Here is a 25,165-nt window from a genome sequence, read left to right as displayed (position 1 = left end):
CACTAAAGCGCTGTTACTGGCGCTTATTCTTCCACTTTCCTGAAATCAGATACTTTGGAAAGGTATAAAGCTGTTCAAGCAGAATTCGGGTAACTGCATTCACCGGACTGGTGAAAGGTTCTGGCGGGAGATGTTCTTTTTTATGTCCAATACCCTGAACAGCGATAGAGACAAGGGGCAATAACACCAAGCCTCCAGCCATCAAAAACTTGCCAAGAACCAACGAAACCAATGCTCCCCAGAACCCAATAATGAATACCGGAACCATGATTAAATGAATCAGGAAATTGCCCTGATGCTGGTGAAAATGACCGTAAGTGTTTTGCTGGTGCTGAACGAGTTTACGTATAGACATTACTGCTCTCCAATCTGTTTTGGAGAAAGATAATATCGCTAGCAAAACAAAGCATTACCATATGGTAATTTGGCTTCAACTTTTAATTCGGCTGAGAGATTGGGGCGTAATGCCCAGATAGGACGCCACGTAATATTCTGGAATACTCTCGATCAGGTGAGGCATCTGTTCACACAACTCAGCATAACGTTGCTTTGCAGTTTTCATCAGCAAAGACATGGCGCGTTGCTGGGTGTGGTAATACGCTTCTTCTGAAAGCCTTCGCCCCAGCTTTTCCCATTTTGCGCCACGTTCGTAAAGCTCAGATATCGCCTGAGTTGGTAACTCAACCGCTTGTACTTCGGTCAGCGTTTGAAAATGTAGCTGGGATGGTTCGTTGCGGATCACGCTGGAAAAATCAGTGAGGAACAGGTTTTTCACAGTTGAGGAAGGTTCGTTGAAGTGGAAGCAAGTGGTAAAGTCGCGCCCGTTCTCGTCAATGGCAAAAGAGCGTGTAATGCCAGAGCTGAGATAAAACATACTCCGGCAAGCCTGACCATTCCCAAGCAGGCTTATATCTTTCTCAAAATTCTGAACCGTGAAGCTTTCTGAGATCGTTTCCCATTCCTCATCAGATATAGAAACGAACTGAGACAAATACGCTCGAAGCTTGGTAAGCGGTTGCTGGGAACTATCTTGAGTCACGTATTACCTTAGATTTGGTGGGATTCTCAGTGAGTGAAGCCAGTCGCTATCGCGAATTCAGGTTACTTACAAAAGGTTTCAATATACAGGGCTTCAACTTTGTCCCTTGCCCACTGAGTGCGACGCAAGAACTTTAAAGAAGACTTGATAGACGGGTTGTTATAGAAACAGTTGATTTGGATTTCTGCGTCTAAGCCTTCCCATCCATAATGTTCTTGTAAACGCACGAGTATCTTCTCAAGGGTTAAACCGTGCAAAGGGTTATTAGGTTGTTCCTGGCTCATTACTGCAATTCCTGAATACCGATATTTGGCGCAGAGTGTAGCAGATTAGAAATCAGAAAGGCTAAAGAGTTATTTCTTTAGCCTTTAGGAATATGCCCTTCTAGGTTTTACTATTTTTTCTCAAATCGAAAGCTTTGATCATCGTTAGGCAAACACGCTTGTTCTTTTAAGCGATACCCAGCTTGTAGCTCTGTTGGTCCGATACACACATTTTTATCAGCTTCGATTAAGTGTTGATGAACTGGTTCATACCACCATTGTGATGAATTGGCGCAAGAAGTCGTTTTAATGAAGCCATTAGCAGCGAGGGTAATACACTTGGCATGTCCATAATCTGACAGTTTTAGTAATGAAGAGCCCTTGTCGTACGTAAAGTTTTGGTTACTGTTCTGGTTACCATCACATGCCCAAAATCCGATGACTCCGCTACCCGCTAGGTTATCAACACAATAGCCTGTCGACTTATTGATTAGCTTCATCTCGGTTGAATCAAATTTAACGTAGTCTTCCCCTGTTTTTGAATAACAGGTGCCATCATTCGTGCACAATGAATCAGCATAGGAGCCACAGTTCCCGTATTGTTTTGTCGTGGCAAATATGGCGGCTCGACCATCCATTTTTACACTTTCTATCTTCGATGAGGTGTTCGCCATAGCATTGCAACTTTGCAACTGCCCCGCTCCCTGAGAGTACTCTTCTACAAATGTGTTGATGTTGTTTTTGATGTTTCCCCATGATTCTGGAACAAATATTGTGGCAACTTCAGTAACAACTCCGGTTGATGCTGCTGTCACGGACAGAGAAACAGAACGACCTTCTTTCGTTAGATCAAATTTGTAATTCTCACCTTCAACCCAATCATATTGGTACGAACACTGAACGCCATCACCTTCATGGTCAAACGATCGGCAGTAAGCCGCACTGTTATTATCCCACTCGGTTACATCCCAAATAGAAAAATTAATTCTTTTGCCACTACCACGTTGTAAACCAGCATAACCACCATTGCCGTTTTTAAACCAAAACTGAGTCGCCCAATAGTAGTTTGAATTTGAATCGCCATCATCAAGGATGTTGTACTCATACTCCAAATGGTTACCAGCCGCAGGGAAATGGTGACCATAAGAAACCATTCCCCCAGCAACAACTGCGTGAGTAACACTCGGAATCAGACTCATAAATAAGACGGGAATCAGACATTTCTTCATAATACAAACCTATAAGATTATTGATGTGAAACACTACCGACATTTTATAAAGTAATTGATACCAAATTGTGATTTGAACAATCAGAAGTTAGGTCGCGATTCAGAAAACATGAACTTCCATGCTTATTTTTGAGCTATTTATTCAAGTAGCAGAAAGAGTAACTAAAGTTTTTATCATCAGGTAAATAATCGGATGGAGTGTGTTAAAAATTCGATTCTTGAACTTAAAAAAGAACCATTAAGCTAATTTCCACATAAGAGGAATGCGAGATTTATTCGGTATATGAGGGGGCTGAGATAGTACGGCTCAGTGTTATTGTAAGCCTGCTTAACATCGAATGACAAAACGGAGTAGATGGCTTTGTTGTTTGAGGTAGATTGGCTGCTAGTGCAGCCAATGGAGTGCTACTATGAATTCAAAGATAGAGCGGTTGTATGTGGCATACAAGTCTACTCAACAACCTTATACTTAATGATCTTATCTATGGGAATTAGCGTTGGATTTTTCTTTGATTCATCAATATATTTTTTAGCAAGTTTATTGAGCGTCAATTCGTACCGATAATTGATTTCTTCATAGTCATCTTTATCAACTGTTTCCGACTGCGAAAGAAACTCATTATGCTCTATCGCTCTTTCTAGTGCTTGTAAGCAAATAACAAGTTCTCCATTATCTATTGTTTGCATGATTCTTAACCTTTATTTTTATTCCAGCATTTAAAGCAAGGACATCTAGAGCTTTAAGGTAATCATTTTCTGACATATCAAAGTTTGGAGAAATTGAATAATGCCAACACTTCTTTTTTTGCATATAATGGTCTTTCGTTATGATTAGTTCTTTAGGAATGGTTGTCCCTGCAGGAATAACTAAGTATTCCCACTTTTTATAACCAAAAATACCTTCCTTATCAACAATCGAAGTTCCTTTACCAATCTGTGCTTTGACATACCAAACTCCGTCTTTAAGTTCTTTCTCAACGTCCGGATCTCTCACGCTTCCTGAGGGAAGTATTCTTTGTTCCAGATCAGGGTAAAGAGGGTTGACTCTATCATCATCCAAGTTTAATCCACGCCAAAAATGTAATGTAGATTTTCCCCTGTATATCTTTTCAACCTCACCTTTGCTGCTAATCAAAATATCTTCTAAAGTAATCATGTTTTCTCCCTAACTAAAAGTGTAAGTTTTTTCAATCAGAAACTAGAGAATATAAATCATAATGCATATAGATATAGAGTGAAAAACGTATGATGATACGCATTTCTAGTGAGAGTGGTGTACCCCAAAACCAAATCGAACCAAAAATGGCACGTGTTTATTGTCCCGTTGAGAAGATTGTTATGTTCTGACACTCACATTACGCGCAATCATCAGAACTTCATCTGCTGAATAGAGGTTTGAAATTGTAGTCTCAACTTGAGCTCCCAAGGTGCTTTGGTATAACTTCTGTGCAAAATTATCCGAACGAGTTGTCACCAAAATATGCTTTAAAACTGAATCTTGCGAAGAAAGCTGTTCTTTGACTAAGGGAAGAGATTTTTTGATCAGCATACGACCAATACCCTGCCCTTGAGATTTTGGTGATACTGCCAATTGCTCAAGCTCAAGCACCGCTTCAGACCGAAATCCACTCTTTTGAACCCAAATAATATAGCCGACTATTTCACCATTACTTTCAGCAACAAAATTCAAAAATCTAGGAGAGGCATTGAGGTTGCATCGCAACCATTCATATGATCTTTGCTGTCTTACAAAGGCTGACTTATGAACTTGTGAAGCTCCTTTTAAATCAGTGTCTCCATAAATCGAATTTTCATTTCTGCCTCCGTTCTCGAAATGAACATAATGCTTACGCCAGTGGTTGGTGAAGCACAGCGCAACCAATCCACTGAGCGTACTTGTTACATGTGAACGTGGCTCTCGAATCGTTCTTTTTTCAGTTTAGGATCAATAAAGCCAGCAACTTCTCGCACAATACTATCTCCCTCAGGAGAAAGCGCCATTAAGTAAACGCCCGACCAGTTATCCCAACCCCAGCCCAGCTCAACTCCATAAATTCTAACGGCACCTAAGATCTCGCTTACATGTGAAGTTGGCGATTCAACTGCTTTCGCCTCGAATTGTTTTTCCACCAGCTGGCAAAAAACAGGAAAGAATGACGACTTTGCATTCCCAATGTCGTAACTCAAGTGTCCATTCTTAGCTTTGCCAATACTTCCTAATAATCTCTTTTTACTCATGACATGTAACGCCAGGCATAAGGTGCGCTGCGACCCACTCACTAAACTCCAAACCAAAACCGCCGAGTGTAACAAGTCACCTTGATGCCTTTGTTAGTTGATTACTCGAAGAATTCTTCGAAATCCAAATCAAATCGAACTCTGCTTTGCGCTGCCTTGTAAAGCCGAACATTTGGGTTATAGGTAGATGACTCACGATATTTTTCTAGCGCTTTGCAAATTTGCTCATCTTTTACTTTGCAACCGAAAATAATAGATGACATTGAGAAATGCTTGGGGCGTTTAAATACCATTACATCTCCTAGTTGATTTATTATTGGGTTGAGTAGCGCTATAGTTACTGGGCAGAGTAAATTATTGATATCCCCTCGCTCAAATTTAAACTTTGTGTCTTCAGTCTGCATAAAATCAACCCCTAGCCCATTTAAAATCGGAACAACGTCTGGGCTATTAGAACTAAGAATAGCCACATCTGCCTCAGAGAGAGGAAGAAGAACTCTATGTTCTTTTTCATAAATCCAGTCATCTGCTTTAACTAACGCAATTTGTTGGAAGAAAGCCTTTTCTCCAATTTCGTAGATATGTTCATCAGCGATTTGATAGTCAGGCCTCTTTCGACTGTACTTTACTGGTACGGGAAAACTTGTAGCAGGAGAATATTCTGACATGCACTCACTTGAAACCACCATCATATCCTCTAGACGATCATATCCAACCACAATCCCCCTATGCTCATCAGCATAATGCGACCACATAAGTAGGTTATGTGGATCTTCTGTTAAAGAAATAATTCCATACTTATTGAGTTCATCTTCTAGATATTCAACTGTATCTCGGTGACTCAACAACTCAGTATCACTGAGATAACCAGCACCCTCGCCATACTGATCAACCATGAAGGCAACTTTTCGTCGAATTGCTTCAATTGTTGGCTTCGCATCGAAAGGATCATTTAAACCGTTAGGAGGAGTCAGACGAAGAAGTTGATCTTCAAAGAATTGCTCTCTCAAAGGCATGTATTTATACAGCTTACTCAATGTTTTCTCCAATCAACTAACGCCAGCTTAAACCGCAGACAACGCACAAAACAAGTAGCTGTACTGCGCCCTAAACACTAAATTCACCGCAAACCAAAAGTGCCACGCGTTGGCTGTCGTGTCGGTTTGAAGCATTTGTTATGTTTAAATCCTAGTTTGGTGTAAAATCTAACCTTGTAATTTTTGGTTTTGTTTTACCCCAAACATTGTAACAACCATTTACCCATCCGCTTACTTTAGCCCCAGAGTGCATTGAAGCTAACAAGCCGGAATACATTTCTTTAAAAAGTATATTTTCTTTAGGTAAAACATACGTGATTTTTTCATCACATTGCTCTGTATGAATAGTATCTCCAGAGAAATATACATACACGTTCCCAGAATCGTGAATTATTATTTTAGTAACATTTTTGTTTCCGAAGTTTGAGTTTGCCAGTACACCAAATGAGAACAACGACAGTAAAAGTAAAATTTTCATTCTATTTATCCCTTTAAAGTACAATACAGTACATAACAATTATTATCTGACACACTGTCCACATAATTTATCCACAGCCTGCCGCAATCAGACGCGAATCTAACATTCAATTCACTGATATTTAATAAAAAAAATTGAAATATAAGAAATAGAGCACATAAGCAGAGATAAAAACCAGAGGAAAGTGGACATGGTAAAAATCGATGCAAAAAGCGTCTGAGTATCGGGTACTCAAACGCTCACAAGCAAAGGAGCTATTGAGAGTTTGGGGTTAGAATAATTCCATCACTTAGAAAGCACTGTATTGAGTTCCTGAAAGCGTTGAAACTTCTCTCTTAGCCTTGCCGACTGCTTAGGTTCTGGTTCTACTATTTTTCCGCGGGTGTGGGTAGCGCTTATGGCTTCGTTGAAATCTTTGTAATGCCCGCTTCCTACTGCGGCGCACAATGCGGCGACGCGGCAGCCTTCCTGTTCGGTGGACGAGATTTCGACTGGCAGTTGGGAAGCCGAAGCAAACATGTTCACCCAGACTCGTGATTTGGTGGGACCGCCCGTCATTTTTATCCGCTTTGCGTTGGGGGTGATTTTCAGGATTCTGTCTTGATTGATCAGGTGCGAAAAGACGATGCCTTCATAAATCGCGCTGATGACTTCTTGCTTGCCGTGATGACCTTGCAAACCAATCAGGCTGCCATGTAGCCCTGATCCACCGTTTGAACCGTAAAGATAAGGCAGGTAATAGATTTCATCGTTGTTTTGCTTTTGTGCCTGTTCTACCCATTGGTTGCACTGTTGCAGACTCACATCCGGCAACAAATGTTGCCTCCACCATGCAAGATTGCTGGCAGAAGTTGGAGAACCCTCATGCACAAAGTAGGTGTCTTTGGTGCAATAGCGCCCCCAAATGTAGTGATGATCGCTCGGTTCTATCCATTTGGATAACGCAGTGGCAATGGACCAGGTTCCGGCGGCGATACTGATGGCTTGGTTGTCGTTTAAGCCAGAAGCGATGGCAGAAGCCACCACATCGAACAGCCCGCCAAAAACGGGCGTACCTGCGTTTAACCCCAATGCTCTAGCTGCACCAAGTGTCACGCTTCCACAATGTTCTGATGATTCGACCGTAGGCGGCAGGCTTGAAAGAATATCCGATACCCCAAACGCGCTGGCGAGTTGTTCTGAATACTGGTTGGTGTGGTTGTCGTAAAAGTTGCTGCCTGAAATGTTCGTCAGCTCTGCCCCTTTCTCTCCCGTCATCATAAAGCGGATATAATCGTGCACCATCAAAACCGTGTCTATCTTCTGGTAATTCTCTGGTTCATGCTCTTTTAGCCAGGCAAGCAGAGAAACAGGTTGCCCCGTCCAGATCTGTTGCCGGCTGTTCGGGTATGTACGATCTTCTACTCCGTTTTTTTGCCAGTCAGAGACCAAAGTTGCAGCCCGAGTGTCTGATGACACTATGCCATTTCTAAGTGGCTGATTGTGGCGATCCAGCAGATACAGGCCCTTACCGTGAGAGGAAAAGCTGATGCCCTTTACCTGATGTTTGGCAATTTGAGATTGGGCAATCGCAGACTGAGTGACCTCACACACGGCTAACCACAGGTCCTCCATATTGCGCTCTGCAAAGCCGGGGTGTTGAGAGAGCAAAGGAACGTTCTTTTCTGCTACCGCCATCTCCTGCCCTTCAGCGTCATATACACCGGCTTTGGTCAGGGTGCCACCTAAATCGATTCCAATAAAATACGCCATGGACTGCTCCGCGTTTATCCGTTTTTAGGCTTTCTTGCTCTTGTCTGTACCTACATAAATCGCCACCAGAATGATGATGCCTTTGATAACGTTTTGTACGTAAGGTGAAATCCCAACCAAATTGAGACCATTGTTCAATACGCCCAACAGCATTGCGCCAACCAGAGTACCGAGGATGGCACCTTTCCCTCCGTTCATTGCTGCGCCTCCCAATACAACGGCTGCAATGGCGTCTAGCTCAAAAGCAACACCCGCGTTGGGCTGACCACTCATTAAGCGGGAAGTAAGAATGATGCCTGCGACCGCTGAAGTAAGACCACTGATGGTGTACACAATCATGGTGATTTTGGGTACTTTAATGCCGCTTAGGCGCGCGGCTTCCGAGTTGCCACCAATGGCGTACACATGACGACCAAAAGGCGTGTGGTTCAGGAAGATATAAGCGATAAGATAAACCACCAGCATAATCAAAATGGGGGTTTGCAAGCCAAACACATCTCCCCTGCCAAGGAAACTAAACCAGCTCGGCAAACCAGAGATGGGGTAACCACCCGTGTAGATGAGAGCGAGCCCTCTGGCGATGCCAAGCGCAGCAAGGGTTACGATAAAGGCGGGCATTTTTCCGTAAGCGATAAGAAAACCATTGATGGCACCAAAGCACGAACCTAATGCCAAACCACCGATAATCGCCAGTTCCGGTGGGACGCCCGCAATCATTAGTCCAGCGGTGACTGTACCTGCGAGTGCCATCACCGAGCCTACAGAAAGGTCGATGCCCCCAATGAGAATGGCGCAAGTCATCCCCACCGCAATAATGGCGTTGATGGACACTTGTCTGGCAACGTTCGTCAGGTTGTTGGCAGTGAGGAAATTGTCGTCCGCTACCACCATAATAAGAAAGACGGCCAGAAATCCGAGTAGTGGGTAAAACACCGGATGTTTTGACCATTGCCTGAAGTATTTTGCTGCTCCTGAATTCGCCGTATTCTGGTTTGTCGTAGAGGCAGAATTCGCATTGGATTTATTGTCTGTTTTTGAAAGCGTACTCATGCTGCTTGCCCCGTTGCGTGTAACATTATTGTGTTTGAGTTGATGTCTTGATCGGTTAAGTCCGCGACGATTTCGCCTTCACGAAATACTACGACTCTGTCGCAAAGCCCGATGATTTCCGGCAATTCGGAAGACACCATAATGATGGCGATGCCTTGTCGGGTTAGCGCGCGGATCAATTCATAAATTTCAGCTTTCGCGCCCACGTCTATGCCACGAGTGGGTTCATCAAAGATCAGAATTTTGCAGTCGTTATTTAACCAGCGAGCAATCACCACTTTTTGCTGGTTCCCGCCGCTAAGGTTTTTGACCTCGGTTTCTTCATCCGGCGTTTTGATCTGCACTTTTTGAATCAGGTCTCGCGCTTTGGAGGCTTCCTTGTCTTTATGAATAAAGCGCCCCATGACCAGTTCGTCTGCAAAATTGTTTAATGTAATGTTGTCCTTTACGGCAAATGGCAGGATCAGACCTTCTTCTTTTCTATCTTCTGGTAACAAGCCAATGCCTTTTGACAAAGCAACCGCAGGATTCGATAGCGACACCCTCTCGCCACTTAATGTGACTTGTTTCGTGTGTGCGGGGTCTGCGCCTATTAACGCTTTCACCGTTTCGGTTCTGCCCGAACCGACTAATCCGGCAAAGCCCAGAATTTCGCCCGGATAGAGTTTGAACTGATTATTTGGGCTGTCAGCAGACAACTGAATGGCGTCCACTGAGAGAATCGGTTCTGACCGTTCAATGTGTTCTTCTTTTGCTGGAAAGGTATTTTCAACTTTGCGCCCCACCATCATCTCGACCAGATCATCAACGCTGCTCTCCGAAACCTCTTTGGTGCCAACATACGCCCCGTCTCTGAGCACAGTGATTCGGTCGCAAATTTCAAAAATCTCTTCCAGATGATGAGAGATAAAGAACATCCCTACCCCAAGTTTTCGAAGATCGGACATCACGCTAAACAGCCGCTCCGCTTCTTTTGGTGTTAGGGTGGCAGTCGGTTCATCCAGAACCAGAATTCTGGCATCAAGGGAAAGTGCTTTGGCTATTTCGATAAATTGTTGCTCGGCAATGCTAAGCTCAGAAATCGGGCAATCCAGATCGATATCCACCTCTAGCCTTTTGAAAATTTGCAGTGCTGCAATTTTCATTTTGGCTCTGTCTAACGTGCCAAACCGAGTTCGAAACTCTCGGTTGAGGAAGATGTTTTCAACCGCATTGAGGCTTGGGATTAATGAAAATTCCTGAAAGATGATTCCGATCCCTGCATCAATCGCATCCAGATATCCGGAAAATGCGACCTTTCGCCCTTCAACCGATATGGTGCCTTCGTCGTTGCTGTAAATACCGCAGAGAATTTTCATCAGAGTCGATTTGCCGGCTCCGTTTTCACCCAGCAAAGCGTGGACTTCGCCAGCATTCAGGGAAAGAGAGATGTTTTCCAAAGCTTTCACACCCGGAAACGATTTGCTGATTCCGTTCAGCTCTAGTAACGCTGTCATAACTGCTCCTAGCTGTATGGCTGCCCTACCCGAATGGGCAGGGCGAGGGGGGTTACCAGGCAAAGCCTTTGGCGTTGTCTTTAGTGAGCAGTTTAATGTCAACAGGTACGGTGGTAGGCACGTTTGCTCCCCACTTTTTCGCCAGAGCAATACCCAAACCGATACGAACCTGATCACGAGGATACTGAGCAGAAGTCGCAATAAATGGCGAGTTGCCTTTTACAATGGCTTTTACCGCTTCAGGGTGACCATCCACAGACACCAGCTTAACGTCTCGACCAGAAGCTTCTATTGCTGCCAGTGAACCCAGAGCACCGCCGTCGTTCACACTGAACAGACCCACCAGATTTGGTGCAGACTGAAGAATGTTTTCGGTCACGTTAAGCGCAATGGCACGGTCTTGCTTACCGTTTTGCTTAGTGACGATTTTGATTGCAGGAAACTCTTTGATGGCGTCTTCAAATCCACGAACACGTTCCAGAATTGGCACAACAGGGATTCCGTCCAGAATCGCCACTTCACCCTTACCGCCAATGCTTTCTGCCAGAAACTTACCTGCCTGATAACCTGCATCGTAGTTTTTGGAACCGACAAATGAATCGATAGGACCTTCAGCCTGCGCGTCAATTGCAACCGTGACTACGCCTGCTTCTTTTGCTGAAAGTACCGCAGACTGCACACCAACGGAGTCGGTAGGGTTGATCAGCAAAATATCGATGTCTTTTTGCAGCATGTCTTCGATATCACTGATTTGTTTAGACACATCGTGACGCGCGTCCGTCACAATCACTTTGGCACCGATCTCTTTTGCGGCATCTTCCAGCGACTGTTTCATGGTCACAAAGTAGGCGTTATTCATTTCCTGAAAGGACATACCAATGGTTAAGTCCTTGCTGAAAGCGGTCGAACATGTCGCCGCCAGCAGCATGGCTGAGCTCGCAGCGACTTTGAGCGATTTCGATAGTAGAGACATAATTTCTTCCTTTTGTGTTGGATATTCCCTGTTTCACACCAATGTCAACGTTAACATTCTCAGTTTTAAAAAATGCTCACTTGACTAAGTGAGCAGATCTGTTTCAATGTCAACGTCAACATTTTTATAACCTAGATTACAATTTAGTCATTTTCTGTGACGCCGCCCAAAGTTAGCGTACTTTTTAATCAATAAGTATTTGCATACATGGCGAACATTAGTCACTAACTAGATTAAAATCAGAAGGTTATTTCAAAATCAAATCGGTAAACTTTGTCGTCTTAAAAGTAAGGAAAAGGCTTTGAGTGGGAAAAAAGGGAACGTAACTATCATTGACATCGCCGAAAAAGCGAACGTTACTAACATTACAGTTTCACGAGCTTTTAACAAACCAGAGTTGGTGAAACCGGAAACGCGAGAGCGCATTCTTGCTATTGCCCGCGAGATGAATTATTCCCCTAATGCCTTTGCCAGAACCTTAAAAGGCAGTCAAAGCAATATCATAGGGCTAGTGACCGACAGTACCTTCAACCCGGTTTATTCAGAAATTACCAAAACCCTTTGCCGGGAAGCTGCTGCAAAAGGCTATTCGGTGATGATGTTTGAAACCGATGGCAGCGAAGAAGCCGAAGCCCGCGCCATTTCCGTTCTGTTCAGTTATAAGGCATCAGGAATTCTGCTTTCTCCGGTTCGGGATTCTCAAAACTACACCCCTGCTTATCTTGAGCAGGCTGAAGCCTTTAACATTCCTATCGTTCTTATCGACCGCGACATACCCAATAAAAACCTGCCCGGCGTGTTTCTCGACAACTATGAAATCGGCATGAAAGCCAGCCAGTACCTGGCAAATTTCAATGAAAAGTCGATCTTAATTATTGGCGGTCCGAGTGATTCTGAAATCACACAAGATCGCATCGCAGGGCTTCGTAAGCTGCTGAAAAAGAAGAATGTAGACATCCAAACCATCTATTCTGAGTATGACTATGAAAAAGCATTGCCTAAGATTCGGGATGCCTTTCAATCACTTGATTTCACGCCTGAACGTATCATCGGCGTCAATGGATTGATCTCCCTCGCTGCCATCAAGGTGGCAAGAGAAACCAACCTCAACAATGTGCAATTTTTCTCAATCGATGAAGTGCCCAACAGTGACATTTTTGGTTTCCATGTGCCCTGCATTGTCAACGACCCAAGAGCCTGGGGGAAAAACGTCTCCGAGATGATTTTTGGTTTGGTCGATGGCAAAGAAGTCGAACATCGACTTTTCGTTCATGGTAATCTAAAAGAGTAACTCACTGTTTCTATTTAACTTAATTAAAATCTTTCGATTTCCTTCACAGAAAAATCAACATGACTGACAATCGATCGGGATCAAATTTTCCGATCGAAAAACCTCACAACGATTAAAAAACGAGCACTAAATCACATTATTCCATCGTTTTTGGCTGCTAATGTTATCGTCAACATAAAAAATGACGCTAAACAACACGAGTAAACCAGCCTGAATATCTGTAAGTGGCTTAGCTGGCAAAGGGTTAAAGCCACTCTGAAATGCATAAGCTTTGGGATGGTTGTTTACATTAATTTGTTATCGTCATCATTTTCGGCATTCAAACAACAGTAAACGGATACCTGATTGTCATTTTTCAATCGTAAAAAATGACAACGTCAACATAAGGAAGTGAACATGAGTAATTTGCCTGAATCAATGAAAGCACTGGTTTGTCATGGTCCGAAAGACTATCGATTAGAGACCATTCCGCTCCCAAAACCAAAAGCCAAGGAAGTGCTCATAAAAGTCATTGCCTGCGGGATATGCGCCAGCGACATCAAGTGTGAATCAGGAGCCAAAATGTTTTGGGGGGATGATCCGTGGGTAAAAACACCTGTCGTCCCAGGGCATGAATTTTATGGCGAAGTCGTGGCATTGGGAGAAGGTGCGGCCGAGCATTTTGGTGTCGACATTGGCGACAGAATTGTCTCTGAACAGATTGTCCCCTGTAATCAGTGCCGATTCTGTAAAACCGGTAAATACTGGATGTGCGAAGTACACAATATCCGCGGATTCCAGAAAGAGGCAGCGGAAGGAGGCATGGCGGAATATTCGCTGTTCAATTCCGATTCTATCATCCACAAAGTCCCAGATGGTATGACTATGCCTGAAGCTGCGTTGATTGAGCCCTTTGCCTGCTCTGTTCACACCGTAAACCGTGCTGATGTTCAGTTTAACGACGTGGTGGTACTAGCTGGGGCTGGTCCTCTTGGGCTCGGAATGGTTCAGGCATTGAAACTAAAGACCCCAAAAATACTGATTGTCATAGACACCATTGATGAAAGGCTAGAACTGTCGAAACAGTATGGTGCCGACATTACCTTCAACCCTTTAAAACAAGATGTAATCAGCGAGGTAAAAGCCCTGACCGACGGTTACGGGTGCGACGTCTACATTGAAGCAACAGGTAACCCAGCAGCGGTATCACAAGGCTTGGATATGGTTCGCAAGCTTGGCCGTTTTGTGGAATTCAGCGTGTTTGGCAAGGACGTGACCGTTGACTGGTCCATCATTGGCGACCGAAAAGAGCTTGATATTCGCGGGGCACATTTGGGTCCTTACTGTTACGAAACGGTCATTGACTTCTTCTCTCGCGGATTAATGACTTCTGAAGGGGTGGTGACTGATGAATACTCCTTAGATCAGTGGGAAGAAGCCTTTGAATGCGCGCGTGGTCCGGAATCGGTCAAAGTGGTCTTACGCCCATGAGCTGCCTCTATATTCAACGTCTGATCGGGTGCTCTTTGGAGAACCCATTCCGCGCGACCTCTGTGAGGTGTTTATGTATCAGGAACTAAAACAGCGAGTGCTCGATGCCAACCTGTCTTTGCCCAAATATGGATTAGTGACCTTCACCTGGGGCAATGTGTCTGAAATTGATCGTGAACTTGGGGTATTCGCGATCAAGCCTTCGGGTATCGACTATGAGGTCATGACGGTTGAAGACATTGTTGTTCTGGATTTGGAAGGTAACCAAATCCAAGGGCAGCGATCCCCTTCCAGTGATACGCCAACTCACCTGGAGCTTTATCGCCAGTTTCGCGATATTGGCGGTATTGTTCATACCCATTCCCGACATGCAACCATCTGGTCTCAGGCTGGTTTAGATCTGCCTGCCCTTGGCACAACCCATGCCGATTACTTCTACGGTGATGTTCCCTGTACCAGACAGCTGACTAATCAGGAAATTGCCGAAGAATACGAACGCAACACTGGCAGGGTAATCATTGAGTGTTTCTCACAAAAGGAGTTAGACCCTGCCGCCATTCCCGGGGTTTTGGTGAAAGGACACGCGCCTTTTTGTTGGGGAAAAAATGCGGGGAATGCAGTCCACAACGCGGTTGTGATGGAAGAAGTGGCAGCAATGGCACTTCATACTCACGCCCTCAATGAAACCGTCACCTTTCCGCAAAGCCTTTCAGACAAACACTATTTGAGAAAACACGGCAAGGACGCCTATTACGGACAAAAGGACTGAATACCATCATGCTAAATTCGACATTAATGCGCCCTAGAGTGGGAATCTATGAGAAGGCGATGCCGCTGGACTGGGAGCTTTCGAAAAAAATTGGCACCGCGAAGTCGCTGGGCTTTGATTTTATTGAAATGTCGATTGATGAAAGCGACGAGCGTTCCGCGAGGCTTAACTGGAACGACTCACAAAGACAAACGGTTCGTGCTGCTATTGAAAAGCACTCTTTGCCGATTCAATCAATGTGTTTAAGTGTTCATCGCAAGTATCCGTTTGGTTCGGCAGACAGCAAGACTCGGGAAAAGGCGTGGGAATGCATGGAGCGAGCCATTGATCTGGCTTACGACATTGGAATTCGAACCATCCAGTTAGCGGGCTACGATGTGTACTACGAACCCTCTACAGAACTTAGCCATCAACGCTTTATTGAGGGAATGAACCGAAGCGCCAAATTAGCTGAGCAGGCTGGCGTTATGCTGGCTGTCGAGATCATGGAAACGCCTTACCTGAATTCTCTGTCTAAGTTTGAGATTCTGAAAAGAGAAGTCCCCTCGCCTTTTTTTCAAGCTTATCCAGACATCGGAAACATTACCGGCAACAATTACGATACTCTGACTGAACTGGCGCTGAGTAAACACCACATTGTTCAGATCCATTTAAAAGACGTGTTAAAAAAACGCGATGCCTTTGATGGTCAGTTCCGAAATTTGACGATTGGTGATGGCGAGGTCGATTTTTCCGCAGTACTGTCGACCATGAAAAAGGAGCACTTCAATGTGCCTATCGTGTTGGAAATGTGGGCAAAAGACGAACACTGGCAAAGTAACATAGCCAAAGCACAGCAATCGCTTAACCAGTCGGCAATATCAGCAGACTGCGAGCCATTGTTTCGCTTTTAATGAAAAAGCGGGCTTATTAGCCCGCGACTCCTTTCCCCAAAAAAATGTAACCCCACCACTTTATACTCAAGTGACCTCAATATAATTAGGTATATTCCTGCATGATTAAAACATTATAAAAAAGGTAAGTTTTTGCTAAAAACACATTAATAAATAAGAATCTTAAAAATAAAATTAATATTAAAATACAATTTAATAACCTATATGTTATTAAATATAAGTGTGCACTAAATCACGGTCATTATTTAAACTCGATGCGATATTGTTTTTCGTTTTTTACAACCAATAAACAACAAGAGAAAACAAATGCTCAACCATAATATCGACAACGTAACAAATACCATTGGCAGATTAAAAGAAACTAGTCTGGGCGATCTATTCACATTGGATGAAAATACGGATTTCTACGCTAGCTGGCCAACACTAAACCAGCTACTAAACGCCGGAAGTTCTATGACTGCGAGCTTGGGTTCTTCTATCCCGGCTGAGTCAAAATCGTCTGTAGAAAGCAAACTGAACATGGCTTATGGGCTATTTAGAAATACTTTGCCATTAAACACAGACACTTCCGATACGGATTCTATTCGCGAGATTCTCAGCGTGGTAAAAGAAGTTGAGAAAGAGCTTTATCATTCCAGCTTTCCGCGTCATTTGTCGTTGCCCTATTTTGTCCCCACTCTAACTTTGCACACTGCACTAATTCAGGCTCATCAGTTATTAGATAATTCCACTGCTAATAATGATGAGAATTGTGCAACTTCAGAGTTAATTTTCAATAGCATCACTTATTTAAATGACGCGCTAAATTCTGCCTATCTAACTCGTTTCAATCAAATAGAGGTCATTCAGTGTGGTCCTCAAAACAAATACTCCTTTATTAAAGACACAAAAAACAACAAAGCGCTATGTGATTTATTTGATCATTCAGAAAATATAAATTCCGTCAAAGCAGTAAAAAACAAAAATGCCAACCAAATTGCTTTGGATTATGTGAAAAATATTGATTTCTCAACTGCTCACTTACTTGTCGATGGGCTCGTTAATCACTTTGAAGGACATTTCTCCAATGAAAAATCCTATTCAACAGCAGAAAGTTATAACAAACAGATAGACGCGTGGAACACGGAGCTGGCGCGAAGCGTAGATAATCCGAACCTCGCGCTGCGCGATGACCCTATCTGGGTTTCTGATGACAAAGACTGCTACGACTACGTTAAAGAGTATTATTCCACCGTCGCTATAGCCATGATTGGCGACTTGCCTATTCCTGGCGCTGCTACCCTTTCCGCGGTAACGGGTTTATTTGTCAGTTGGTTAATGCCTGATCAGGCGTCTAAATGGAAGAAGTACGCCGAAGCCATTGGCAATTACATTGATCAGCAGTTAACAGAACAGGAACTCAATAATATCGAAAATGAGCTCATCGTAGCCGAAGAAGAATTTGATGCGATATGTAAGTTTTTAGAAGAGAACAGCGATGGGTGGCACTTAGGAGATGAGTTCCCAGATTCAGAAGTGGAAACACGCTTCATCGACCTAATCAACAGCGTGAAGTTAACCAAGCAGCGGATATTCAACCCCAACTGTGAACTGCATAATACATTCCCGTATTTTGACAGGCTTTTCACTCTTTATGGTTCGGTCATCGGCTCTGCGACGGTCAGCTTAAACAGCTACAACACCTACGATGAATTTCAGGATTTCTACGCAGACGCGAGAGCCTATCTTGATGGCGCAATGAAATCAGCGGTCGATTATCGAACTGAAAAATTGCGTGGTGACTATGGCGGTGCTTCCAACGTTTCACGCATGTACGACGGGCAAAGAAGCAGCTTTTACAGTGACAAACGCCCACTAAATGGCAGCAGCAACCGATGGGACGGGTATTATGCCTTAATCGCTCATCTCGATATCGAGCTTGGCTATGACTATCCGAATAGATTAAAACTGGTCGCTGGCTTACGCAATTTTGATAAATTCAGTCAGAGTTACAATGAATTCTGGACTTCAAAGAATCCCGACCATGTAGCCATACTTCCACTGTATGACGACTGGAAAGAACTGGTCGAAACCAAACGTGGTGAAGCAAACGGAAAGCGCTCCACAATCGACAGCGGCTACAGCCACTGGAGCAATGGGCCAGGTGTTCAACACAATCTATACTTTGGCGAAAACATGTACCGCTCGCACTTTTTTGGTCCGAGATTGTACGTTGAAGATTCCAACGAAGAAGGGTTCTATGTTGCTTTGCAGGACTACCCTACATTCAAAGGTCAAAACCCTTTAACTGGGGCAACGGAAATTATCGTCCCAATTGAAGACTTTAATAAAGTTGAACTTAGCCCTTGCTACAGCTTAGTTGTGTACAGCGAAGAGAATTTTGAAGGTTCCTCATTCACCTTCTCTAATGGAGGGAATAAGTTTAATTATCAGCGTCTTGATAATAGTGGGTTCACAATTAAGAGCCTGAAGGTAGTTTATACCAAAGACTACTAAAACTTAGCCATATACTAAAAGTCGGCTACATTATGTAGCCGACTTTTTGTCTATTGAATCATGCATTTCTCGTTAGCTTACGCTAATTACCACGCTGCCCTTACTGTGCATTTGCTCGGCATAGTGACGAGCTTCTTGCAGTTCTTCAAACTGGTAACGGCGATCAATGGTCGGTCTGAGGAAGCCGAGCTCCACCAAATCTTTTAGCAAAACAAGATCGAGGTTTGTGTCTATCCCGTGATTGCAGGCTAGCCTGCGCTTACCAAAGAAAATGGCTGACATCATCTGATAGTATTCCGCCAACCCCGCTTCCAGTTTCAGGCAAATTCCATTCGGTTTTAACACGTTGCAGCATGAATCAAAGCACACCGTATTGGCGACATCGAACACCACATCGTAACTTCTCTCGCCTAAGGTGAAATCGTGTAATGAGTAATCCAGCACACGGTCAGCCCCGACAGAGCGTACGAACTTCATGTTTGCAGTACTGCAAACGCCGGTCACCTCAGCGCCCAGCCATTTTGCAATTTGAACGGCTGCAGCCCCTAGCGCACCGGATGCGCCATTAATCAGTACCTTTTGACCTACCTGAACTTTGGCTTTATCGCGTAACATCTGAAGTGCGATCAATGCGCCATAAGGCAAAGAAGCGGCTTCTTCAAATGTCGTATTTTCTGGCATGAGGGTGATCATGCTGTCATCTTGTACACGAATGTATTCCGCATAGGTTCCGCTGTTTACCCCGACAATCCCAAATACATGATCATTGGGCTTAAACAAGCGAACGTTTTTACCTACCGCTTCAACGACTCCAGCAAATTCCGTCCCGAGAATTTCTTCTGATGGCATAAAGGCACCTAACGCGATTCGCGAAGGCACCCAAAGCAGTTTCGGAATGTGGTGTGGAGCGTCACTTTTGGTCACTGTCGTCGCTTTTACGCGAATCAGGACATCATCAGCAGCAGGTTTTGGCTTTTCAACTTCTGAGAAATGCAATACATCGGTGTCCCCAAAGGGCGTATATACCATTGCTTTCATGGCTGTTGCTCTCCATTAGCAGTGCAGGTGCACATCCAAGCCTTTTGCTACTAGCCATTCTTAACACCCGGATTCCCTCTACATCACCACTCACCGATGGATGGGAGAAGGTTCGGGTATCTTTGTTTTCCTTAGGAGACCAACATTAACAATGAGAATCAGTCACATCAAATGACAATTGTATTAATAGTGATACTTACCCATATAATCTCAATAAATATATGAAATCGGTGCGGGAATATTACGCGTTATACTTCGATTTCGCCTTCCAGATATTTCACTGCCTTACCAGAGACATAAACGCTGTCTTTTGTCACACGGCAATCTAACTCACCCGATCGTCTGGATGCCTGCAAAGCTTTCAGTTCCGACTTACCTAAAACTTCTGCCCAATAAGGTGCCAGACCAGCATGAATAGAACCCGTTACCGGATCTTCATCGCCACCATTGGCTGGCCAGAAATAACGAGATACAAAATCGTGGCTGCTTCCTCTGGCGGTTACTACTACGTCGTAAGGTGCCAGTTTTTTAAGGCTTTCTTGAACCTGTTCTACATTCAGAACATCTGACTCGTTATCATAAATCGCAAAATACGCCTGCGGGCTGCGCAGTACTTTTACTGGTCGAATAGATAAGCCTTCAAGTAAAGGTTCTGGAACGTCTACCGGCTCTGGAGCACGGATCGGAAAGCGCATTTCTATCATCCCGTCTTCCCGCTTTTTGACCGTCAGATTCCCCACTTCGTTGGTGGAAAATTCGAGTTCATCGTATTCCGGAAAATCGGAAAACAGAGCATAAGAAGAGGCAAGCGTAGCGTGTCCGCAGAAGTCGATTTCGGTTATGGGTGAAAACCAACGAATTGCATATTTATTGCCCCCTTCAGGAATCAGATACGCTGTTTCGGAGAGGTTATTCTCAATGGCAATGTTCTGCATCAGTTCGTCACTCAGCCAGTTTTCGGTGATCACTACCGCTGCTGAATTGCCTTTGAACCGCTTATCCGTAAAGGCATCAAACACACGCATTCGTAATTTCATATTCTGTCCTTAGTTCTCATTCCCTTTTCGACAATTATGCAGTGTTTTCAAATGAAAAGAAGCCCGCAACGATTGTTTGAAGGCTTCTATTTGCAAGAATTTTCATTTGCAAGAGTAGTCGAGTCTACGTCGGCTTTCTGGCGAGGTCTCTGGTCAAAATCAGTGCCAACCCGAAGATTTGGAGGAATAAGGCGAGGTTATTGTATTGGGCTGAATCTTTGTGGATTTGGGACATTTCATCGGTGAGTTCTAAGTTCTCAAGATACAAATCATCAATGCGATTACGCTGAGTTTGCTGCGCTGTTTCAATTAACTGGAATAGTTCTTTTAGAGAACCGATGGAGATGTTCGGGACGGGCTGCCCCACCCAGCTCTCAAGCTGCTCAGACATCTCCTGTTCAAGAATCAGCGCATCTTCACTGCTGAGCATTGGCAAGGTGGTGACGAAGGTTAACAACGCTTCCCGCTTACGCTCCAGGTTTTCAATGCGACTCCATGCAAGTTGAATCTGGTGCTGATTCCCTTCTTTCTTCTCCTGATATCGCGCATTAAGCTGGCTGTAGTCTTCGAGCACTAAACTGGAGATCAACAGCGCCAGAATGTTCAGCATCAAGCCAACAAGCACCAGCAACCAAGCGGGTGGTCTTAAAATCATGTACATATAAAATCACCACCCTAGGCTTGAGCACTTTACAGGTTGTTGACCCTAATAAATACGAGGCTCTCCACGGAAGATAACCCGATCATTCCCTCGGTACACGCCGAACGTTACAATGGCTGACGGGTTATCGTCGCCTTCACCGAGCCAGTTGAAGTGCAGGAACTCAAGCTCTTGCGCGTTGTTACCTGCACAGGATAGCCCAGTTTCTCCCGCCGCTGGTACACCTATTCTGAGTTTAAGGCGAACCTGCTCACGCGTTCCTTCCACTGTCGCATTTTGCCTTGCGATTAAGTTGCTGCTTGTACCGTTGTCGATGTTGGTGTGTGACCCTGTCAAGTCAGCACTCGTTGACCCACCTGTTGGCCATACTAACTGGCGACAATAGTTAGCCCCGTCAAAATCCGTTTCGACATCATCGGTATTCGCGACGAATTTAGAACCATTCCAGTATTCCGCGCGCACTGGCACGGTAACGTTCTGTCCACTGTTGGTACCAACATCGTCCAGCGCCAGCCGACCATATCGCATGTCTAATGATGCGGTAAATTTACGACCGTTATAGATGGTACTGCCGTCATTTCGAATCTGCACAGCGTCAACAAAGTTCGTACAACCCACAGCTGAACAGTTCATGCTGTGCTCACTGGCTTCAAGCCCAAGGCGGACCTCATATGGTCCATCAGGCTGGGTAATTCTAGGAGTAACCTGAGACGTTAGACGAGCAAACTCAAACACCGTGGAAGGAATGGAGGCAGTCCCATCACTCCAGTCTTTAAACCAGTTAGCGTTCGCGATATTACCTGTAATGAGTCGGTCGGTCAGATCGTTATTCGCACTCGCCGGATCAATGGCGTTATTCAATGCCACCAGATTTAGCTGCATAGCCACAGACTCAGCAAATCCACCATAGTTGGTTGCGGTCGTAAAGGTATATTGTGCAGGGTCTGAATTCGGAACCAAGTTTCTGCCTTGAGCTGTAACCTCGAATTCTGATTTAAAGTTTTGCTCCATATACGTGAAGCCTGCTGTCTGATACGTGGGGTTTGGCGCCTGACCTTCTTGTGTGTAGTTTTGGGTTAACTCAAACTGATAGGGGTAGAAACGCCCGACCTGAATGGTATCGCTGTCTATCCCGCTGGTCTCACCATAGTCATAAGCCAAACTTGTTGCCGTTAGATTAATGCTGCCCACCTCATTCCAGTTCAGATTTGCCAGAATGCCGTCTCTTGCGTTGGCGCTGGTTTTAAACTCGTACACTGTACCGGTGATATCCGTATTTTCGTGGGTTAACGTTCCCGCATTACCACCAGACGGGCTGTGTAAGCTATACCCCAAATTCGCTTGTGCAAAGTGACCACTTTCAGTGTGGAAATTAGGTGTGGTTGCACGTGAGCAGTCGTTCGCCACAGTATTGTCGAAAATCACAGGTTTAATACGTACCGAGAAAGACTCCCCCGCCCGCGCAAAACCGGGACCTGAGGTTGCCGTACCATCATGGGATTTCGTCACGCCGCCCACCGCAACATCGCAGAGTGCCAACCTGTCTGGTCTTGCCTCGACGACCATTACCCCTTCGATATCATTAGCATCATCCCGAACTGTGACATTAATTTGCCCTGCATCGTTGTATCTGAGGGTCATTGTGCCAACACCATCAGTAAAGACGACATTGCTATTCACAAGCACAGCCTGCAAAGTACCTGAACTTGGCACTATGTGAGATGTAGTTGTGAACTGAAGGGTTTTGGTGCCGTCATAGTCGTCCATGGTTTCAGTACCACTACCCGAAGTTTCTCTTGTCGCTTTGATGGTCACATTGGTCTGCTGACCGGCAATGATCTTCAATGGAGAAGGCTCAAATATAAACCCTGTATTGTTGAAATTGTATGGTCCGGCTGACGCCGTAATGGATGGGAAGTTAACTACGGTTGCAGTGACCGTCGCCACTTCGACTACGATATCACTGTAGAGGTAGTAAGTCGCGGTCCCCCCCTGAATGGGCATGGTACTGGTGTCTGCAATACAGGCTGCGGACGCCTGATCGGTTGCTTTCCAGCACGGTGGCGTACTGGTTTCAGGTGTAATGATCAGGTTGCCGTAAAAGTCGTTATCGACATTCCCTTCACTGTTGATCAGGTTAAAAGTAATGGGAATGGAATTACCCACCAGTTCTGTCGCGGACTGCGGAGTTATTTGCAGCTGGTAGACAGGTTGATTACAACTGGATATGTCACCATTCAGCCTTGTGTTCCCTGACATACTGGCAGTCAGCGATGCCATAGCACCGGTAAGCTTACTGCTTCCTTCAATGGATATATTGTTCTCTGCAATGACAAAAGCTGTGACATCAACGTTGCCGTACATTCTAAACAGTGACGAGTCACCATGGACCACAAAGTAGATATCATTTGGAACGCCTGACAAGTTGACCCGACCGCTATTAGCTACAACAGTACCTTTACTGTGCAGATACACCTGTCCGCTCACCTTCACTTCGGCATTGCCAGTTATATTGATTTCATTGGCAAAGTAGTCACCTGCGGTAAGGGTCACAACCGCACTGCCTGATATGTTAATTTCATCATACTGACCGGGGCTGACGCTGTGGGTACCGTTGTTTAGATTGATCGAGGTTGGGCCTGGTGTAAACGCCGCAAAATTGTAGTTTGGAACCAGCAAGCTGTTGTTGGCGATACAGTTACCCGACGTACAGCTATTGTTTGAGTGGGTGTTTACGTTGAAATAACCCAACTGATTTCCGTTAACGGCACCGGATATTTTAGAGCTGCCCACCATGGTGATCTGACCGGACGTATCCCAGGTCTGTGCCGGACCCGTAAACTGGATACATTGCTCAACATCGAATGGCACTTCGAAAATGATGTACCCTAATCTTTCCGCGATGTGTTTACGTTCTGAATCCGCATCCTGATCTTCTTCTACCATGAAACTGGATTTACCCGTTTCCAGTCGACAACGCCTTAGCCAGCCACCGTTGTTACCGTATCGAGTGTTTTTAGAAGCCACAATAATCGGCACTACATCGTAGTTCTCATCATAATCTGCGTAGGTTTCACACCCTGTGGTCACCGGGTCACCCGTATCATAAGAGTTAATGGTGATCTGGTTTTTTACGGCGAATTTAATATCGTCTCGTTCACCGCTGCCATAAGCGGCAATAAATCCGATACGTTCAGGCTGGGTTGGGTATAAGCGGGAATTTTTGCTTTTGTAACCATCGATTTCACTCCGCTCAAGAGCAATATCGAAGTAGTTACGGTTTACCACTGGAACGGTAGAAGTGAGCCAGAAATCCTCACCGTTATTGATACTTTGTACCTGATGGATGATACCGGGCGTACCACTGAATGAATTAAAACCTTGGTTCGAGTAGTTGTTGAAGTAAATTCGTTCTCTCTTGTTGCGGTTCACATTCCCCGCACTATTGGTGCCCAATCGGTACATGTATTTCTGGGTAGAAATTTCATCCACGATCACTTTTACGCCATTGAAGTCGTGTATCCCTTTTTCCATGACGACGTAATCGATTACTTTCATGGGCACATCTTCATTGCTGGAAGGGGCACGGCGGTCTGGTGCTATTTTTTGTTTGAAGCGCACATAGGTGTTGGTTACTTCAAGGACTTTAATCGCAGACGGAGAGTCCTGTTCATTAAGAAAGGAAATGGTGCTCATGAAAAACACCATCGGCACCGTGTTGTAGGTTTTCTCGAAATTCACCTGACATACGGTATTGATACAGTCGGGATGCGGGTAGGCGTTAACATTATAACGCCCATATTCAAGCTCAAGCGCGTTTGCACCGGCACCCATAAACAGCAACAGCAGAGTTAGAGCAAATCTAAAAAGTTTCATTCTTGAGCCCACAGCAGGTTAAACAAAACACCTTCTCCGTTCAAAGCCTAGTACAGATTTTCGCTCCTATTTGCTTCAT

The 25,165-nt window shown here is 44.7% G+C and carries 23 protein-coding genes; 5 read left to right on the top strand and 18 right to left on the bottom strand.

The window, feature by feature from the left end; translation table 11 throughout:
• Nucleotides 1–13: 13 nt before the first annotated feature.
• From QMG91_RS21770 to QMG91_RS21705, 14 genes are all read right to left on the bottom strand, one after another.
• The gene (locus QMG91_RS21770) at nt 14–355 is read right to left on the bottom strand and encodes an Mpo1-like protein (RefSeq protein ID WP_281832172.1); all 342 of its coding nucleotides are present in this window, start codon (nt 353–355) and stop codon (nt 14–16) included.
• A gap of 75 nt (nt 356–430) precedes the next feature.
• Nucleotides 431–1,039 carry a Crp/Fnr family transcriptional regulator gene (locus QMG91_RS21765; protein ID WP_281832169.1) on the bottom strand — a complete coding sequence of 203 codons (609 nt, stop codon included), beginning with the start codon at nt 1,037–1,039 and terminating at the stop codon, nt 431–433.
• 62 nt (nt 1,040–1,101) lie between these two features.
• Nucleotides 1,102–1,323, bottom strand: a complete 222-nt coding sequence (locus QMG91_RS21760; RefSeq protein ID WP_004400149.1) for a VF530 family protein — start codon at nt 1,321–1,323, stop codon at nt 1,102–1,104.
• A gap of 110 nt (nt 1,324–1,433) precedes the next feature.
• On the bottom strand, nt 1,434–2,531 hold the full coding sequence (locus QMG91_RS21755; RefSeq protein WP_281832164.1) for a DUF3472 domain-containing protein: 1,098 nt from the start codon (nt 2,529–2,531) through the stop codon (nt 1,434–1,436).
• Nucleotides 2,532–2,981: 450 nt separating this feature from the next.
• Complete coding sequence (locus QMG91_RS21750; RefSeq protein WP_022603674.1) at nt 2,982–3,218, bottom strand: hypothetical protein; 237 nt, start codon at nt 3,216–3,218, stop codon at nt 2,982–2,984.
• Complete coding sequence (locus QMG91_RS21745) at nt 3,202–3,687, bottom strand: Tse2 family ADP-ribosyltransferase toxin (RefSeq protein WP_281870347.1); 486 nt, start codon at nt 3,685–3,687, stop codon at nt 3,202–3,204. Before QMG91_RS21745 ends, QMG91_RS21750 begins: the two co-directional genes overlap by 17 nt.
• 180 nt (nt 3,688–3,867) lie before the next feature.
• Nucleotides 3,868–4,335, bottom strand: a complete 468-nt coding sequence (locus QMG91_RS21740; protein ID WP_281832701.1) for a GNAT family N-acetyltransferase — start codon at nt 4,333–4,335, stop codon at nt 3,868–3,870.
• Between the two features lie 95 nt (nt 4,336–4,430).
• Entirely contained in the window at nt 4,431–4,769 is a 339-nt protein-coding gene (locus QMG91_RS21735) for a hypothetical protein (protein WP_281832158.1), read from the bottom strand.
• Between the two features lie 101 nt (nt 4,770–4,870).
• Nucleotides 4,871–5,806, bottom strand: a complete 936-nt coding sequence (locus tag QMG91_RS21730) for a DUF2971 domain-containing protein (RefSeq protein ID WP_281832156.1) — start codon at nt 5,804–5,806, stop codon at nt 4,871–4,873.
• 151 nt (nt 5,807–5,957) lie between these two features.
• Nucleotides 5,958–6,284, bottom strand: coding sequence for a hypothetical protein (locus tag QMG91_RS21725; protein WP_281832154.1), 327 nt, complete (start codon nt 6,282–6,284; stop codon nt 5,958–5,960).
• Nucleotides 6,285–6,569: 285 nt separating this feature from the next.
• Nucleotides 6,570–8,036 (bottom strand): FGGY-family carbohydrate kinase, encoded by a 1,467-nt coding sequence (locus QMG91_RS21720; RefSeq protein WP_281832151.1) that lies wholly within the window; start codon nt 8,034–8,036, stop codon nt 6,570–6,572.
• Between the two features lie 24 nt (nt 8,037–8,060).
• Nucleotides 8,061–9,086, bottom strand: a complete 1,026-nt coding sequence (locus QMG91_RS21715; RefSeq protein WP_281832148.1) for an ABC transporter permease — start codon at nt 9,084–9,086, stop codon at nt 8,061–8,063.
• Nucleotides 9,083–10,582, bottom strand: coding sequence for a sugar ABC transporter ATP-binding protein (locus QMG91_RS21710; protein WP_281832146.1), 1,500 nt, complete (start codon nt 10,580–10,582; stop codon nt 9,083–9,085). Before QMG91_RS21710 ends, QMG91_RS21715 begins: the two co-directional genes overlap by 4 nt.
• A 52-nt stretch (nt 10,583–10,634) precedes the next feature.
• Nucleotides 10,635–11,555 (bottom strand): ABC transporter substrate-binding protein, encoded by a 921-nt coding sequence (locus tag QMG91_RS21705; protein WP_281832144.1) that lies wholly within the window; start codon nt 11,553–11,555, stop codon nt 10,635–10,637.
• A gap of 301 nt (nt 11,556–11,856) precedes the next feature.
• Here QMG91_RS21705 and QMG91_RS21700 point away from each other — a divergent pair, with 301 nt between their 5' ends.
• The 5 genes from QMG91_RS21700 (at nt 11,857) to QMG91_RS21680 (ending at nt 18,474) form a co-directional block, all read left to right on the top strand.
• Entirely contained in the window at nt 11,857–12,846 is a 990-nt protein-coding gene (locus tag QMG91_RS21700; RefSeq protein WP_004401380.1) for a LacI family DNA-binding transcriptional regulator, read from the top strand.
• Nucleotides 12,847–13,242: 396 nt separating this feature from the next.
• Nucleotides 13,243–14,316 carry an alcohol dehydrogenase catalytic domain-containing protein gene (locus QMG91_RS21695; RefSeq protein ID WP_281832141.1) on the top strand — a complete coding sequence of 358 codons (1,074 nt, stop codon included), beginning with the start codon at nt 13,243–13,245 and terminating at the stop codon, nt 14,314–14,316.
• A gap of 73 nt (nt 14,317–14,389) precedes the next feature.
• Nucleotides 14,390–15,085 carry an L-ribulose-5-phosphate 4-epimerase gene (locus QMG91_RS21690; RefSeq protein ID WP_281832138.1) on the top strand — a complete coding sequence of 232 codons (696 nt, stop codon included), beginning with the start codon at nt 14,390–14,392 and terminating at the stop codon, nt 15,083–15,085.
• Between the two features lie 8 nt (nt 15,086–15,093).
• Nucleotides 15,094–15,978, top strand: a complete 885-nt coding sequence (locus QMG91_RS21685; RefSeq protein ID WP_281832135.1) for an L-ribulose-5-phosphate 3-epimerase — start codon at nt 15,094–15,096, stop codon at nt 15,976–15,978.
• Between the two features lie 306 nt (nt 15,979–16,284).
• Complete coding sequence (locus tag QMG91_RS21680; RefSeq protein WP_281832132.1) at nt 16,285–18,474, top strand: hypothetical protein; 2,190 nt, start codon at nt 16,285–16,287, stop codon at nt 18,472–18,474.
• 72 nt (nt 18,475–18,546) lie between these two features.
• Here QMG91_RS21680 and QMG91_RS21675 read toward each other — a convergent pair whose 3' ends face one another.
• The 4 genes from QMG91_RS21675 to QMG91_RS21660 form a co-directional block, all read right to left on the bottom strand.
• Nucleotides 18,547–19,512: an NAD(P)-dependent alcohol dehydrogenase gene (locus QMG91_RS21675; protein WP_045965308.1), complete on the bottom strand. Its 966-nt coding sequence runs from the start codon at nt 19,510–19,512 to the stop codon at nt 18,547–18,549.
• Between the two features lie 248 nt (nt 19,513–19,760).
• The gene (locus QMG91_RS21670; RefSeq protein ID WP_281832129.1) at nt 19,761–20,549 is read right to left on the bottom strand and encodes a PhzF family phenazine biosynthesis protein; all 789 of its coding nucleotides are present in this window, start codon (nt 20,547–20,549) and stop codon (nt 19,761–19,763) included.
• 124 nt (nt 20,550–20,673) lie between these two features.
• The gene (locus QMG91_RS21665) at nt 20,674–21,204 is read right to left on the bottom strand and encodes a DNA mismatch repair protein (protein ID WP_281832698.1); all 531 of its coding nucleotides are present in this window, start codon (nt 21,202–21,204) and stop codon (nt 20,674–20,676) included.
• 51 nt (nt 21,205–21,255) lie between these two features.
• On the bottom strand, nt 21,256–25,086 hold the full coding sequence (locus QMG91_RS21660; RefSeq protein WP_281832126.1) for a DUF6701 domain-containing protein: 3,831 nt from the start codon (nt 25,084–25,086) through the stop codon (nt 21,256–21,258).
• Nucleotides 25,087–25,165: the final 79 nt, after the last annotated feature.

This window comes from Vibrio nigripulchritudo (assembly GCF_027924785.1).
Taxonomy (GTDB): Bacteria; Pseudomonadota; Gammaproteobacteria; order Enterobacterales; family Vibrionaceae; genus Vibrio; species Vibrio nigripulchritudo.
The sequence above is the reverse complement of the archived record's forward strand: the minus strand, read 5'-3'. Positions and strand labels throughout refer to the sequence as shown.